Here is a 13,737-nt window from a genome sequence, read left to right on the forward strand (position 1 = left end):
GATCGCAGGGATAGCGTTCCGCGTGACGCTGGGAACCGAATGCCAGGATTCGAACAATAGCTTCGCACGATATGGTTCCAAAAAATACGTTCAGTGCCGATCACCATAAGAACCAAGTGACGCGTTAACACCGGCAGCATTCGGTCAACCCGAGGCTACCATATGCGTTCACGTTCGATCTGCATTGATGCCGCCACCCGCGGCGTTCGTTTCCCACAGCTGCTGGCGCTTGCGCTGCTATTTTGGCCCGTGCTCGCCGGTCCGGCCCGCGCGGGCGATGTCGAGGATTGCAGCGGGCCGCCGACGGACAAGGCCGAGGCGGCGTGCTCGGGCATCATCAACGATACCGCACGCTCCACGGAGGACCGCACCAAGGCCTTCACCGGCCGCTCGCGATTTCACATCGCGCGCGGCAAGATCGATCAGGCGCTCAGCGATGCCGATGCGGCGGTGCAGCTGAATGGACAATTCGTGCCGGCGCTGATCGCGCGCGGCTATGTCCAGCAACGCAAGGGTAGCGCGGATCAGGCCCGCGCCGACTTCGATCGCGCGATCGAACTCGAGCCGAAGAACCCGTTCGGCTTCCTGGCGCGCGGCAATCTGCGCGCCGACCAGCACGCCTGGAGCGATGCGATCTCGGATTACGACCAGGCGATCACGTTGCGGCAGGATCTTCCCGCTGCCCGTGTCGGGCGTGCGCGGGCCTATGTCGAAACCGGACAGCCCGATGCGGCGCTGGCCGACGCCAACACCGCGATTGCCGTCAACGCCGGCACGCCGAATGCATTCTACTGGCGGGGTCAGGCCTATCGCCGCAAGGGCGACATGGATAAAGCGATCGAGGATTTCTCGCGCGCGATCGCGCAGGCGCCGCGGGCAGAGCGCAACGCCTATTTCGCCCGTGCCCAGCTCTACAGCGCCAAGGGTGACTATGCCCGCGCGATTGTCGACTTCGACCGACTGTTGACGGTTCTTCCCGACAACAAGGAGATCCAGCAGCAGCGCCAGCAGGCGGCCACGATGCAGGCCGAACTCGCCAAGGCAGCAGGCGGCGCCGCGCCGCCGCAGCTGGCCGCACCGGCTCCAGGCGCGTCGCCGGCGCGGCCAGCTGCGCCGGCGGCGGGTAACCAGCAGGTCGAGCAGGCCAAGCAGCTCGTCGCACAGGGCAACTACGCAGGCGCCGTTGCCAATCTCACCCAGGTGCTGGGCGGCGATCCCCGCAACGAGGCTGCGCTGCGCCTGCGTGCACTGGCCTATTCAAAGCTCGGCCGGTCGGCGGACGCGCGCAACGATCTCAATGCCCTGCTCAAGGTCAAGCCGGACGATCCGCAGCTGCTGGCGGCCCGCGCGCTCAATGCCGCCGGCACGCGGCAGTTCGATCAAGCGATGGCCGACGCCGGCCGTGCCATCACGCTCGATCAGAACAATTCGTTGGCGTATCTGGCGCGCGGCCTCGTCAAGGCCGGCACCGGCAAGGTGCAGGACGCGCTCGCCGACTACGATCATTCGATCTCGCTCAATCCCAAGGAGACGCTCGCTTTCACCGAGCGTGGGCTCGCCCATATCGGCCTCAATCAGCTCGACAAGGCGCTCCTGGATTTCGATCAGGCCCTGGCGCTGGTGCCGACCAATCTGATCGCCAAATCGTGGCGCGGCCTCGCGTTGATGCTCAAGGGCCGCGCAGATGAGGGACTGGTCGATATCGACGCTGTGCTGGAGCGAAGCCCGAACAATCCGACGGCACAGCTCGGCCGCGGGCTCGCGATGCTGACTTCCTCCCAGTACGACCGCGCCATCGCCGCCTTCGACCAGATCATCACGCGGGCGCCCAACGATGCTTTCCCGCATGTGCTGCGCGCCCGGGCCTATCTCGGGCTGAAGAAGCCGGATAACGCGATGAAGGATCTCAACTTCATCCTCTTTGCGCGGCCCGATTATCAGCCGGCGCTGACATTGCGCGGCATCACTTGGTCGGCGTTGCGCAACTACGACAAGGCGGTCGAGGATCTCGACCGGGCGATCGCGCAGAAGGAGACGGTTGAGGGCCTGTTCGCCCGCGCCAAGGCGCATGAGGCGCTCAACCATGTCGACAAGGCGACCGAGGACTTCCGCAAGGCCACGCAGCTCACCCCGTCAAGCGTGTTCGACGTGCTGGCGCAGGCCGAGTCGAAGCGCAAGGTTCAGCAGCTGTCGAAGCGGGTGCCGTGCGGCAACGGCCAGAGCGGCACGTGCCTGTGATGCTGCAATGCGCAGCCGCGCGCTTCCCGGCGCAAAAGGCAGTTGTCGGCGCGCGAGCGGTGGCCGCCGAAATAGTTCAACGCCATATAGTTCAACGCCATGGCGCGCGGGCATCGTGCCCGCCCCGCCGAACGTCACGTCGTCTGGTGTGTGGATCGGCCCCCACTCCCGGATGGCGTCCGAGAGTGCGCCGCCGGATCTGGCGCTGTGACGCTAGACCTTGAGATTTTCGGCTGACGTCTTGCCGCGATTTGCAATCTCTTCGTATTCAACCGACTGACCTTCGTTGAGGGTCTGAAGGCCAGCCTTCTGAACTGCTGAAATATGAACGAAAATGTCCTTGCCGCCCGATGCGGGCTGGATGAATCCATAACCCTTGGTCGGGTTGAACCACTTCACTGTACCTTTGGGCATTCCAGTCGTCTCCGCGGAATCAATCGAAAACAGACCAGTCGGTCCCCGCAAAAACCGGCTTGTCCGCAACGACAGGATAGCAGTTTGAAAAAAGCTGGGTAGATCAAACGACGGTGTGTTTTTGACCGGAAACAACCCGCTTTGCGGGGGTTTTACGCCGGATTGCCCGTTTCGTGGTCAATTGATGCGCTGCAAAAACGGATCGGTTCCGGTGTACCGAACTGGATCGATCGTCCCGCGCGCTGCCTTTTCGGCCGGCGCGCGGGGATCGACCGGCGGCGTCTCAATAGGTCGCGGAGAGGTATTCGACGATCTTGCCGACGTCGGCTTCGTCGATCGGCGCACCGTAGACCTTGATCATCTTGGTCACCTCGGCCTGCCAAAAATCCTTCTTGAACTTCTCGCCCTGCGGTTGGGTCTTGATGTAGTCGGCCGAGTGGCAGGCGGTGCAGTTGTTTTGCACGACCTCGAGGTTGGGACCCGGCTTGAAGGCCGCGGTTTCCTCGGGGACCGTGTAGTTCACGGGCGCGGCGATGGCAGCGCCGATCGACAGCGCGGCGATCGCGGCGAGGGATGGAAGCAGCTTGCTGGTCATGATGCTTCTCCTCACGCTGCGGTGACGCGCACGGTTTCGACGACGTTGCGCAGATAGCCGGCCGGATTCCACAACGGATCCATCGGCTGGGTGTCGCCGGCATTGTTGGTGGCGCGCACCTTCAGCTCTGCGGGACCGGCCGCGAGCTTCACCGGCAACTTCCATTCGCGGAAGGCGTATTTGCCGAGGTCCTTGCCGAGCTTGGCCGGCGTCCAGCTCTTGCCGCCGTCGGTCGAGACCATCACCTCCTTGATGCCTTTACCGCCGTCGAAGGCAATGCCGCGCAGCATGGTGCGGCCGGCCTTCAGCTTGGCGCCGTCGGCAACGCTGGTGATGAACGAGCGCACCGTGAAGCGATTGATCGGGATCGTCGCCTTCGGTGCGGTGCCGGGCTCGACCGCATTGTTCGGCGTATCCGGTATCCGGTAGGCGGACTTCATCCAGAAGCCCTCGAACACGTTGTCGATCACGGTGATTTCGTTGAGGTGCTTCACCCAATAGGTGCCGTAGTAGCCGGGCACCACGAGGCGGAGCGGGAAGCCGTTGAGGAAGGGCAGGTCCTCGCCGTTCATGCCCCAGGCCAGCATCACCTCGCCGTCGCGCGCGTGGTCGATGTCGAGTGCCTTGACGAAATCCGGCGTCTTGTCGCTGACCGGACCATCCATGCCGTTGAAGGTGACCTGCTTGGCTCCGGCCTGCACGCCGGCCATGTCGAGCACGGTCTTCAGCGGCACGCCGTGCCAGCGCGCGCAGCCCATCGCGCCGTTGCCGAGCTGGCCGCCGGCGACGCGCGGACTGAAGAAGCCGCGGCTGTTGCCGGAGCACTGGTTGACGGCAACGATATCGGTCGCCTTCAGCTTCCTGATGTCCTTCAGCGACAGCTTCAGCGGCTTGTCGACCTTGCCCTTGATCTCCAGCGTGAACTTGTCCGGATCGAGATTGTAGGGGAGGTCGGCGAGGTGATAGCGGACAAAGAACGCATTGTTCGGCGTGATCGGGCCGTCGTTGAAGATCGCAAACGGCGTTTCCAGCTGCGGCGGGCGGGCGGTCAGGCCGATCATCGGGCGCTTTTGCGGGTAGCGCACCAGCGGGCGCTCGCCATTGCCAAAGGGCAGCGTCACGGTGTCGAGGGCGAATGCACCCCTTGATCCCAGCCCCGTCACCAAAGCGGCCAATCCGGCGCGCTTCATCAAGTCTCGTCGATCGAGCATTCCGCTTCCTCCGAAGCTGTTCTGCCGTGAGCCGGTCATCACCAGGCCCAGATTGCCTTGCGCGCCTTCGCATCATGGAATGCGCGCGGTCCAAATGTGGCACCTGACAACCGCGAGTCAATTGAGCTTTCGCAGCGTTGCGTCGCAACAACGAAAAGCCCCGGTCGCGTGGACGACCGGGGCGTTTCCATCCAAGTAGAAGGTTCGATCAGTAGCAGACGTTCACGGTGCGATAGCGATAGCCGTAGGGCGTCAGCACCAGGCGGGTGGCGTAGCAGCCGGAGTCGACGAAGCCGACGGCAATGCCCGGGCCACCCCAGAAGTGATGGTGATGCGGATGCCAGAAGAACGGCTTGGCGGAAGCTGCGGTCGGCGCCAGCGCGGCGACACCGAGGGTTGCGGCAGTGGCGAGAGCGAGCGTGACTTTGCGAAACATGGTCTTCTCCTTCGGGTGCGCGTTGAGCTCTGTCGCGGCGCGGTTGCAGTGTTACCCATCGCCAGTCAGTCGCATCCGGCACCGGGCACGTTCGAGCATCTCTGCTGAACGCACCGGCGGGTGTGCGGCAGGTCACATTGGGCTGAAGCGGAGATGAACCGGTCAGGCCGCGACGGCACGCCGGTCGTCGACCAGCGTCGATAGGAGCTGCGTCTTTTCGACCGTGCGCACGGTCATCGGCTCGTTGCGGCCGCGGATCGCGACCTCCTGCGCCGGCAGGGCATCGTCGGCCAGCCCGGCGGTGACGCGCACCTCGTCCGAGATGATCGCCTCGCAGGCCAGCGCCTTGGTCATGTCCTGCAGCCGTGCCGCGACGTTGACGGCATCGCCGAGCGCCGTGAACACCATGTGGTCGCGATAGCCGATATCGCCGACGATCACCTCGCCGCCATGGATGCCGATGCCGAAGCGGATCGGCTCGCGCAGATCGTGGCTCAGGAACTGGTTCAGCTCGTCGATATGGGTTGCGATCAGCGCCGCCGCGCGCAACGCCTGGCGGCAGGCCACCTGCCGGTCGGTGGCAAGCCCGAACAGCGCCAGCATGCCGTCGCCGATGAACTGGTTGGGCCGCCCGCCGGCTTCCAGCACCGCCTGCGACACCGCGCCGAGGAAGCGGTTGACGATGAACACGGTGTCGAACGGCAGCCGCTTCTCGGCAAGCTGCGTCGAGCCGCGCATGTCGACGAACATGCTGACCAGATAGCGCTCCTGGCCGACCCGTGCCGGATTGGCGGCGTGCGCGTTGGCCGATGTCGTGCTCGGCAGGAACAGCTGGAAGAAATTCAGGTCGGCGGTCGGCCGCAACTGGCAGGCCAGCCGGATCGACGGATCGTCATTGCCGACCCGGTGCAGCACGAAGGCTTCGCGCGGCGAGGGCTCGGGCAATCCGGCGTGGTCGCCGATGATACGGATGCGGCAGGTCGAGCAGCGTGCGCGGCCGCCGCAGACGCTCGCATGCGGCACGTTGTAGCGCAGGCTTGCTTCCAGCACGCTCAATCCCTTCGGTACCCGCAGCGTGCGGCCGTTGCCGTAGGACAGCGCGATCATGCCGCCGCGGCGCTCCAGCAGGGTCCGCGCGCCGCGCGCCAGCAGCACGAGGCCGAGCAGGCCGAGATAGCCGATGGTCAGGCCGTCGGTGATCTTCTCGAGCGTGCTCCCCTGCGCCGCTGTGCCGAGCTTCTGCACCGACAGCTCCTCGCGCCGCCAGTCGGGATCTTGATAATCCGCGACCGTGGCGCGGCCGCCCTGGTAGACGCCGAGCATCGCCAGGGTCGGGATCAGCACGGCTCCGGCGAGCAGGAACGGCGCGGCGCGCTCGAAGAACGGACGCAGCCGCAGCCAGAAATACAGGCCGATGCAGCCATGCACCCAGGCGATCACCAGCACCGCCAGCATCTGCCACAGCCGGTTCGGCGAGGCGATGAAGAAGGTGTACAGCTCCTGGGGGTAGAGCTTCTCGTGCCCGTACAGGGTCTGGCCGAGCCGTACGCCGACGACGTGGGCGACGATCAGCATCGGGATGCTGAGGCCGAGCGTGAGTTGCAGCGGCTCGATCGCCTTCCAGTGGAACTCGCGGCGCTGATAGAGTGCCCAGATGCCGAGCCCGGTATGCACCAGGCAGGCGCTGTAGAACACGATCGCGACCGGCAGGAACTGCCAGAACTCGGTGTGGTAGTAGACCCCGATCGCCAGCGCCTGCGTCGAGATATTGCCGAGCGCGTGGTTGAGGAAATGGCTGGTCAGGTAGGCGAACATGATCGCCCCCGTGACGATGCGGACCTGCCGCAGGCCGATACCGCGGGCCATGTCCTGCAAGTGCTCGCGCGAGGGGGAGGCCATGTGATTCATGATCGGCAAGTCTAGTGGTTAATTCCCGCGCTGAACACCACCGCGGGTCCGGACCAGCCGTGAGAGCGGGCCGCGCGGCACGTTGACACTCCGTTAAGAGTCGAACAAAAAGCGCGCCGTGACGATAGCCCAAGCCGAACCTGGAGCCGATAACAACAGCGTTAAGCCGGCCCGTTCGCGCGCGCCGGACTGGCGGGGCGTCATCGCCGTGATCGTTGCCATGACCGCGATGCGGTTGGTCTACGCCCATGCGCTCGATCTGCGCACCGACGAGGCCTATTACTGGACCTGGTCGAAGGAAAACGTGCTGTCGTTCCTCGACCATCCCCCGATGGTCGCCTGGTTCATCCGCTTCGGCACCGCGATCCTCGGCGACACCAATCTCGGCGTCCGCCTCGGCGGCATCGTCGCGATGCTGGCCACCCAGCTCCTGCTCGCCGACATCGTCCGCCGCGTGACGGCCAACAACGTCCGCGCCGTGATGCTGGCGCTGCTGCTACCGGAGGCGGCGCTGTATTACGGCCTCTTGATGGCCAAGGTCGCGCCCGATACGGCGCTGATCCCGTTTTCGGTGGCGATGCTGTGGTCGCTGGTGCGGCTTGCGCAAAGTGGTGACGGACGCTGGTGGCTCGCGGCGGGGCTGTTTGCCGGGCTGGCGCTGCTGTCGAAATTCACCGCGATCATGTTCGCGCCGGCGGTGCTCGCCTTTGCGCTGGTGCCGGACTGGCGCTGGCGCTGGCTGCGCAGCCCGTATCCGTATCTTGCCGCGCTGATCGCGATCGTCGTGTTCGCGCCGGTGCTGATCTGGAATGCCGAGCACGACTGGGCCTCGTTCCGCTTCCAGGCGGTGCGCGCCACCGCCGAGCGCGCCTTCACGCTGCGCACCGTCGGCGAGTTCATCGGCATGCAGTTCGGCCTGGTCGGCTTCGTGCTGCTGCCGGTGACGCTGTTCGGCACCGCGCTGACAGCATGGCGCGGCTATCGAAAGCGCGAGCCGGTCGCGATCCTGCTGGCGACCGCGGTGCTGGTGCCGTTCATCTACTTCCTCTGGAAGTCCCTGACGCTGCGGGTCGGCGACACCTGGCCGATGTTCCTGTGGCCGGCCGGCTTCGCGGCGGTCGCCATCAACGTCACGCGGATGCCGTTCGAGGGCTGGTCGGTCGGGCTCGTCAAATCGACGGTGTATTGGGCGCGGACCGCGATCACATCAGGCATCGTGTTCGTCGTCTGCGTCTTCCTCTACTACATGTTCGCGCCGTGGAATCTGATCGGCCGCACCGATCCGATCGGCACCGAGGCGGGCTACGATGTGGTGGCTGCGCGCACGCTGGCGCAGGTTGAGGCGACCGGCGCGACCTGGGTCGCGACCACGGATTACCGCACCTATGCGATGCTGCGCTGGTTGCTGCGCGGGAAGGTGACGGTCATCGAAATCAACGAGCGCGGCCGCTTCCAGGGCTTTGCCGATCCCGGCATGAGCAAGATCCGCGATCACGCCGGCATTTATGTCGGGCGCGAGCCCGAGAACAATCTGCCGCTGTGGAGCGAGACATCAGCGGTGCGCCAGCCGCTGGAGCGCGTGACGCGCAGCTGGCGCGGCATGGTGATGGACACCTATGCGCTGGAGAAGATCAGCGGCTGGACCCCCGATCTGTCGCCGCCGCCGGACACCACCTTCTTCCGCTGGCGGGTGCTGGCCTCCTCCTTCTCCCCGCTTGCGGGGACGAGACGATCAGAGCTCGCTCTGCGAAGGTCGGGATGAGGGGGAGTCTCCACGGGGACGGCGAGAGTTGGTCTCGCGGAAACTCCCCCTCACCCGAAATTTGCGCTTCGCGAAAATTCCGGCCTCTCCCCGCAAGCGGGGCGAGGCAAGCACCTCATTCCTCTTCCTCGCGCTTGCGGATCAGGTCTTTCGCGAGATCCGTCAGCGCCGGGCGCGGCAGGGCGTTGAAGGGAAGCGGGCGGGTGACGTCGATCGCGGCGAGGCCGAGCCGGGCGGTCAACAGGCCGTTGAGCATGCCTTCGCCGAGGCGTTGTGACAGTTTTGCCGCGATGCCGTGACCGAGCATCTGCTGGATCAGGCTGTCGCTGGCCGCCATGCCGCCGGTGATCGCGAGATGCGCGATGACGTGGCGCAGCAGGCGGATCATGCCGAGCGCGCCGGGCCGGCCGCCATAGAGCCGCGCCAGCTGCCGGATCATCCGCAAGCTCGCCACGAACACGAACAGCACGTCGAACAGCGCGCGCGGGCTGACCGCGGTGACGACCGAGACGCGCTGCGCGGCGGTCGATACGAGCCGTCGCGCTTCCTCATCGAGCGGTGTCATCAGCTCGCGCTCGGCGAGGCGGATCATGTCGGCGCCGTCGATAATGTCGTCGGTGTGGCTCTGCAGCGCGCTGCGGGCGCGAGCGAGCTGCGGGGTCTGGTGCGCGAGCTTGAGCAAATCGGCGACGATCACCCGGCTTGCGGCGCGGTCGTCGCTGATCAGCACCTCGGCGGCGCGCAGATGCAGCTTCTCGATCGTCGCAAGCCTTGCCAGGCCGACGAGCTCGCGCGTGGTCACGACCGCGAGCGCCACTGCGGCGATGACGGCGAGCGCGAGCCCGAGGAAGCCGAGGCCTTCATTGCGTGCGAACAGGTCCTCGACGAGGTTGAGGACGCCAAGCCCGGTGCCGAGCACCACGAGGCCCGCGACCGCGCTCCAGAACAGCGTGCCCCAGCGGAAGCCGCGGCGCGCCGGCACCAGCGGCGTATCGACCGGGACTGGAAGCTGCGCGGGCTCGGCCTCGGGTACGATCTGGATCGTGCCGCGGGCGAGGCGGCCGCCGTCGTCCGGATCCATCACGACCACGCCGGGATCGTCGAGCTTGAACGTCGCCGGCCGCCGCGGGGGCGTCTTCTCGTTCATTGCAGTTTGTCTCCGATCAGGAACTGGAGAGCGCGGTCAAGGCGGATGTGAGGCAGCGCCGGCTCTGCATCGCCGTTTCGTTCCAGCTTTGGCGGACGGAAGCGCAGGAAGCGGTAGTCCGCGGCCTCCGTGTCCGAGCTTGAGAGACCGCGGAAACCGCCGTTGAACAGGTCCTCCGGATTGTCGGGCAGGTCGCCGGGAAAGGTCGCAACCTCGGTCTCGCCGTCGAGCCGCTCGCCATTGGCGACCTCGCCCGGCGCCGGCATGCCGAGGATCGACGGCAGCCGGTCGCGCCCGCGCTGGACCTGCGCCTCGCGCGTGGCGCGCACCGCGGCGAGCGCGACGACGTCGATATCGGCGCCGGCATATTCGGCGCGCTCGGCGGCCTTGGCCACGATCCGCCGCAGCACGGCCTCCAGCCGGTCGTGGCTCTGGTGGTGCAGATGGTCAGCCTTGGTTGCCGCGAACAGGATGCGGTCGATGCGCGGCCGGAACAGCGCGCTCAGGATCGTGCTGCGGCCGATCCGGAAGCAGTCGAGGATGCCGGCGAGCGCGGCCTCGAGATCGTGCAGTGCCTCGGGGCCGGCATTGAATGCGGCGAGCGCATCGGCCAGCACGATCTGGCGGTCGAGCCGCGCGAAATGGTCGCGGAAGAACGGCCGCACCACGACGTCCTTGTAGGCCTCGAAGCGCCGCCGCATCATCGCCCACAGCGAGCCGTCACCCGCGCTGCCGCCTGCGGGCACGTCGAGCGGCGCGAAGGTGAGTGCCGGCGTGTCGGCGAGATTGCCGGGCATCAGGAAGCGGCCGGGCGGCAACAGGCTCATAGCGAAGCGCTCGTCGCGGCAGGCGCGCAGATAGTCGGTGAACAGGCGTGCTTCGGTGAGCGCGGCCTGCTCGTCCTCTTTGGCCTCGGGCTTCAGCGTCGCGAGATGGGCGTGCCAGGGCGCCGCGAGTTTTGCGCGCAGCGGCTCGCGCGACAGCGCAAGGCTCTCCGCCGACCATTGCTCGTAGCTCTTGCTAAGCAGCGGCAGGTCGAGCAGCCACTCGCCGGGATAGTCGACGATATCGAGGGTCAGCGTGCGGTCCGCGCCATTTTGCCGCTGATACTCGATCACGAGACGAAGCTCGGAGATGTCGGTGGTCGAGTTCGGCCAGCGCCGCTCTTCGACCAATGTCCGGACATGGTTCTCATAGGCGAAGCGCGGCACCGCATCGTCGGGCTGCGGGGCGAGATAGGCGCGCGCGATCCGCCCCGAGGCATAGGCCTCGAACACCGGGAAGCGGCCGCCGCGGGTCAAACCGTGCACCAGCGCGGTGATGAACACGGTCTTGCCGGCGCGCGACAGGCCGGTGACGCCGAGCCGCACCGTCGGGTTGAAGAACCCCTCGCCGTAGTCGAGCAGCGCCCGCGCCGAGAGACGGGCTTCCTCGACGATATCAGTGAAGCTGGGGGGCATGGAGGGTTAACGAAAACCCGGCAGGAGGGACCAAAAGGGGCGGGCGATCACCCGCAAGGTGGCGATTATCGGGCCAAAATCAAGCTTCACATTTCCGGCGCCTTTGCAGGCGAGGGGTTGTCGGGGGGCAGGGGAATTGAACGCGTCAGACCACCCGCGCTACCCATCGTCCATCGGCCCACGGGAAAGCCTGCATGACGGTCTTCCGCCTGAAGCAACTTGCCTCGACCTCGATCCACGCGGCCGGCGCCGCGCTGTGGAACTACGACCGTGCCGAGCTGATCGCCGACGGCGTCGTCCATCTCGTCGGCGTCGCTTTCGGGCTGGTTGCCGCCACCGCGCTGATCGTGCTGACCGCAGTCTATGCCGGCCCGTTCGACATCGCCGTGGTGTCGGTCTATGTCGCCGGCCTGCTTGCAATGCTGGTGCTGTCGGCGACCTATAATCTCTGGCCGGTGTCGCGCGCCAAATGGGTGCTGCGGCGCTTCGACCATTCCGCGATCTACCTGCTGATCGCCGCGACTTACACGCCGTTCATCGTGGAACTGAAGGACAGCACCTTCGCGATCGCGCTGCTGGTCGGGGTGTGGTGCGTGGCGATCGTCGGGATCTGGCTGAAGTTGCGCTATCCCGGCCGCTTCGACCGGCTCTCGATCGGGCTTTATCTCGCGATGGGCTGGAGCGGCATCATGCTCTACGACCGCGTCGTGAAGGCGCTGCCGGCGATGGCGCTCGGCTTCGTGCTGGCCGGCGGCATCCTCTACAGCCTGGGCGTGATCTTCCACTCCTGGCGGCGGCTGCGTTTCCAGAACGCGATCTGGCACTGCTTCGTGCTGCTCGGGGCCGCCTGCCACTACACGGCGGTGTTCGACGTCGTGTTGGCGAGCTGAGCGGTCCGCCAGCGTTACGCACAGGGCCGGGCCGGCTTCGCGAAAAGATCATGCATCGGCAAAAGATGGGATATCATGATCCCTCTGTTTGAACATGAGACCGGCTCTCCGGATCATGCGCTGAAATCAAGATATCGGGAGGATGGCCATGCAGGTGGCAGGTAAGGTTGTGGTGGTCACCGGCGGTGGCAATGGCATCGGCAAGGCGCTGTGCGAGGCGTTCCATGCCGCGGGCGCATCGAAGGTCGTGGTCGTCGACCTCGATCATGGCGCGGCCGAGAAGGTCGCGGCCACGGTCGGTGGTGCCGCCTTCAAATGCGACGTCGGGCAGGAGAAGAACATCCTGCATGTGATCGACGAGACCGAGCGCATGTTCGGCCCGATCGCGCTGTTCTGCTCCAATGCCGGCATCGGCGGCGGCTTCGATCCGCTGTCGGTGAACGCCGGCGGCACCTCGGACGAGCCGTGGTCGCGGAGCTGGGCGATCCATGTGATGGCGCATGTCTATGCCGCGCGGCATCTGGTGCCGCGCATGAAGGCGCGCGGCGGCGGCTATTTCCTCAACACGATTTCGGCCGCGGGCCTCTTGTCGCAGGTCGGCAGCCCGGCCTATTCGACCACCAAGCACGCCGCGGTCGGCTTTGCGGAAAACCTCGCGATCTCGCACCGCGCCGACAACATCAAGGTCTCGATCCTCTGCCCGCAGGGCGTCGACACCAACATGCTGCGCTCGATCCCGAAGGGCCCGCAGTCCGGCGACGGCGATCTTTCCGCGGAGCAGGTCGCGCAGGATGCACTCAAGGGTATCGAGCAGGAGACCTTCCTGATCCTGCCGCACCCGCAGGTGCTCGGCTACATGCGCAAGAAGACCGAGAATTACGATCGCTGGATCGGCGGCATGGCCAAGATCCAGGCCAAGATGCGGGAAGCGCACGGGAAATGAGACCTGTAGCCCGGATGGTGCGAAACGCAATCCGGGCGAACGTGCGCGCGTGAATCCCGGATTTCGCTGCGCTTCATCCGAGCTACGATATCGGCCGCGCAACTGAGGCGGCCTCACTCCTTTGCGATCTGCGCGATCCTGTCGCGCAGATAGGCATCCATCAAATCGGGCGCCGAGGCGCCGAACATCCTGATGCGGCCGGTGTGCAATAGCAGCAGGAGGCCGGTCGCATGCGCGAAGCAGTCCACCATCACCGTGTTCGCCTTCGGTCTGGAGGCGCCGAGCGCCTCTGCGGCTTCGGCGATCGGATGCAGCGCCGCCTCCAGCGCGGCGTTCAGCGCGTGATCGCGGTCATGGCCGAGCCCGGCCGGCTTCATGCCGCCGCGGAACAAATAGAAGCCGAGATCGAGGTCGCGCGGGGTGCTCCGCGTAATAGCGGAAGAAGCCCATGCCTGCGGCGTGCAGCTTCTGCTTGGCGCCGCGCGTCGTCGCGACTGCCGCACTGACGGCTTCGCCGAGCGAGGCCAGCGATTGCCGCAGCACCTCGGCGTAGATCGCCTCCTTGGAATCGAAATGGAAGTACAGCGCCGCCGCCGTGTAGCCGGCCCGCGTCGCGATCGCCCGCAGGCTCGCGCCCTCGAGGCCTTCCTCCGCAAACACGCTGCGCGCCGCGTCGAGGATCAGCTCCCGCTTGTGGCGGCTGACCGCTTCCTTCCTGCTCTCGCGCATCTGC

The 13,737-nt window shown here is 66.1% G+C and carries 13 protein-coding genes; 4 read left to right on the plus strand and 9 right to left on the minus strand.

Annotated elements, in window-relative coordinates; translation table 11 throughout:
• The first annotated feature begins 162 nt into the window (after window positions 1-162).
• Complete coding sequence (locus ACVIYL_RS18610) at window positions 163-2,238, plus strand: tetratricopeptide repeat protein (protein WP_456779408.1); 2,076 nt, start codon at window positions 163-165, stop codon at window positions 2,236-2,238.
• A 213-nt stretch (window positions 2,239-2,451) separates the two neighbouring features.
• Here ACVIYL_RS18610 and ACVIYL_RS18615 read toward each other — a convergent pair whose 3' ends face one another.
• The 5 genes from ACVIYL_RS18615 to ACVIYL_RS18635 form a co-directional block, all read right to left on the minus strand.
• The gene (locus tag ACVIYL_RS18615) at window positions 2,452-2,652 is read right to left on the minus strand and encodes a cold-shock protein (RefSeq protein WP_057019268.1); all 201 of its coding nucleotides are present in this window, start codon (window positions 2,650-2,652) and stop codon (window positions 2,452-2,454) included.
• A 283-nt stretch (window positions 2,653-2,935) separates the two neighbouring features.
• The gene (gene sorB, locus ACVIYL_RS18620; protein WP_050386875.1) at window positions 2,936-3,247 is read right to left on the minus strand and encodes a SorB family sulfite dehydrogenase c-type cytochrome subunit; all 312 of its coding nucleotides are present in this window, start codon (window positions 3,245-3,247) and stop codon (window positions 2,936-2,938) included.
• A gap of 11 nt (window positions 3,248-3,258) precedes the next feature.
• Window positions 3,259-4,458: a SorA family sulfite dehydrogenase catalytic subunit gene (gene sorA / locus ACVIYL_RS18625; RefSeq protein WP_057019321.1), complete on the minus strand. Its 1,200-nt coding sequence runs from the start codon at window positions 4,456-4,458 to the stop codon at window positions 3,259-3,261.
• A 208-nt stretch (window positions 4,459-4,666) separates the two neighbouring features.
• On the minus strand, window positions 4,667-4,894 hold the full coding sequence (locus ACVIYL_RS18630; protein ID WP_229192994.1) for a hypothetical protein: 228 nt from the start codon (window positions 4,892-4,894) through the stop codon (window positions 4,667-4,669).
• 162 nt (window positions 4,895-5,056) lie between these two features.
• Window positions 5,057-6,802, minus strand: coding sequence for an adenylate/guanylate cyclase domain-containing protein (locus ACVIYL_RS18635; protein ID WP_456779409.1), 1,746 nt, complete (start codon window positions 6,800-6,802; stop codon window positions 5,057-5,059).
• Window positions 6,803-7,022: 220 nt separating this feature from the next.
• Here ACVIYL_RS18635 and ACVIYL_RS18640 point away from each other — a divergent pair, with 220 nt between their 5' ends.
• On the plus strand, window positions 7,023-8,564 hold the full coding sequence (locus tag ACVIYL_RS18640; protein WP_456781853.1) for a glycosyltransferase family 39 protein: 1,542 nt from the start codon (window positions 7,023-7,025) through the stop codon (window positions 8,562-8,564).
• Window positions 8,565-8,679: 115 nt separating this feature from the next.
• On the opposite strand, the gene ACVIYL_RS18645 is transcribed toward ACVIYL_RS18640, so the two are convergent.
• Window positions 8,680-9,711 carry a YcjF family protein gene (locus ACVIYL_RS18645; RefSeq protein ID WP_456779410.1) on the minus strand — a complete coding sequence of 344 codons (1,032 nt, stop codon included), beginning with the start codon at window positions 9,709-9,711 and terminating at the stop codon, window positions 8,680-8,682.
• Window positions 9,708-11,171, minus strand: coding sequence for a YcjX family protein (locus ACVIYL_RS18650; RefSeq protein ID WP_456779411.1), 1,464 nt, complete (start codon window positions 11,169-11,171; stop codon window positions 9,708-9,710). The genes ACVIYL_RS18645 and ACVIYL_RS18650 overlap by 4 nt, the downstream gene beginning before the upstream one ends.
• A 194-nt stretch (window positions 11,172-11,365) precedes the next feature.
• On the opposite strand from ACVIYL_RS18650, the gene trhA reads away from it, so the two are divergent.
• Together trhA and ACVIYL_RS18660 are read left to right on the plus strand one after the other, a co-directional pair.
• Window positions 11,366-12,061, plus strand: coding sequence for a PAQR family membrane homeostasis protein TrhA (trhA, locus tag ACVIYL_RS18655; RefSeq protein WP_057019273.1), 696 nt, complete (start codon window positions 11,366-11,368; stop codon window positions 12,059-12,061).
• A gap of 148 nt (window positions 12,062-12,209) precedes the next feature.
• Complete coding sequence (locus tag ACVIYL_RS18660; protein ID WP_092081736.1) at window positions 12,210-13,004, plus strand: SDR family oxidoreductase; 795 nt, start codon at window positions 12,210-12,212, stop codon at window positions 13,002-13,004.
• Window positions 13,005-13,117: 113 nt separating this feature from the next.
• Here the strand turns inward: ACVIYL_RS18660 and ACVIYL_RS18665 are convergent, their stop codons facing one another.
• Window positions 13,118-13,381 carry a hypothetical protein gene (locus ACVIYL_RS18665; RefSeq protein ID WP_456779412.1) on the minus strand — a complete coding sequence of 88 codons (264 nt, stop codon included), beginning with the start codon at window positions 13,379-13,381 and terminating at the stop codon, window positions 13,118-13,120.
• Window positions 13,356-13,733 (minus strand): TetR family transcriptional regulator, encoded by a 378-nt coding sequence (locus tag ACVIYL_RS18670; protein WP_456779413.1) that lies wholly within the window; start codon window positions 13,731-13,733, stop codon window positions 13,356-13,358. The genes ACVIYL_RS18665 and ACVIYL_RS18670 overlap by 26 nt, the downstream gene beginning before the upstream one ends.
• Window positions 13,734-13,737: the final 4 nt, after the last annotated feature.

The sequence above is a fragment of the Bradyrhizobium sp. USDA 3315 genome (genome assembly GCF_054056795.1).

Bases quoted from the DNA above. Each gene is read 5' to 3' on its own strand.
- ACVIYL_RS18610 (WP_456779408.1), top strand. From the start codon at position 163: ATGCGTTCACGTTCGATCTGCATTGATGCCGCCACCCGCGGCGTTCGT.
- ACVIYL_RS18615 (WP_057019268.1), bottom strand. From the start codon at position 2,652: ATGCCCAAAGGTACAGTGAAGTGGTTCAACCCGACCAAGGGTTATGGA.
- sorB (WP_050386875.1), bottom strand. From the start codon at position 3,247: ATGACCAGCAAGCTGCTTCCATCCCTCGCCGCGATCGCCGCGCTGTCG.
- sorA (WP_057019321.1), bottom strand. From the start codon at position 4,458: ATGCTCGATCGACGAGACTTGATGAAGCGCGCCGGATTGGCCGCTTTG.
- ACVIYL_RS18630 (WP_229192994.1), bottom strand. From the start codon at position 4,894: ATGTTTCGCAAAGTCACGCTCGCTCTCGCCACTGCCGCAACCCTCGGT.
- ACVIYL_RS18635 (WP_456779409.1), bottom strand. From the start codon at position 6,802: ATGAATCACATGGCCTCCCCCTCGCGCGAGCACTTGCAGGACATGGCC.
- ACVIYL_RS18640 (WP_456781853.1), top strand. From the start codon at position 7,023: ATGACCGCGATGCGGTTGGTCTACGCCCATGCGCTCGATCTGCGCACC.
- ACVIYL_RS18645 (WP_456779410.1), bottom strand. From the start codon at position 9,711: ATGAACGAGAAGACGCCCCCGCGGCGGCCGGCGACGTTCAAGCTCGAC.
- ACVIYL_RS18650 (WP_456779411.1), bottom strand. From the start codon at position 11,171: ATGCCCCCCAGCTTCACTGATATCGTCGAGGAAGCCCGTCTCTCGGCG.
- trhA (WP_057019273.1), top strand. From the start codon at position 11,366: ATGACGGTCTTCCGCCTGAAGCAACTTGCCTCGACCTCGATCCACGCG.
- ACVIYL_RS18660 (WP_092081736.1), top strand. From the start codon at position 12,210: ATGCAGGTGGCAGGTAAGGTTGTGGTGGTCACCGGCGGTGGCAATGGC.
- ACVIYL_RS18665 (WP_456779412.1), bottom strand. From the start codon at position 13,381: ATGAAGCCGGCCGGGCTCGGCCATGACCGCGATCACGCGCTGAACGCC.
- ACVIYL_RS18670 (WP_456779413.1), bottom strand. From the start codon at position 13,733: ATGCGCGAGAGCAGGAAGGAAGCGGTCAGCCGCCACAAGCGGGAGCTG.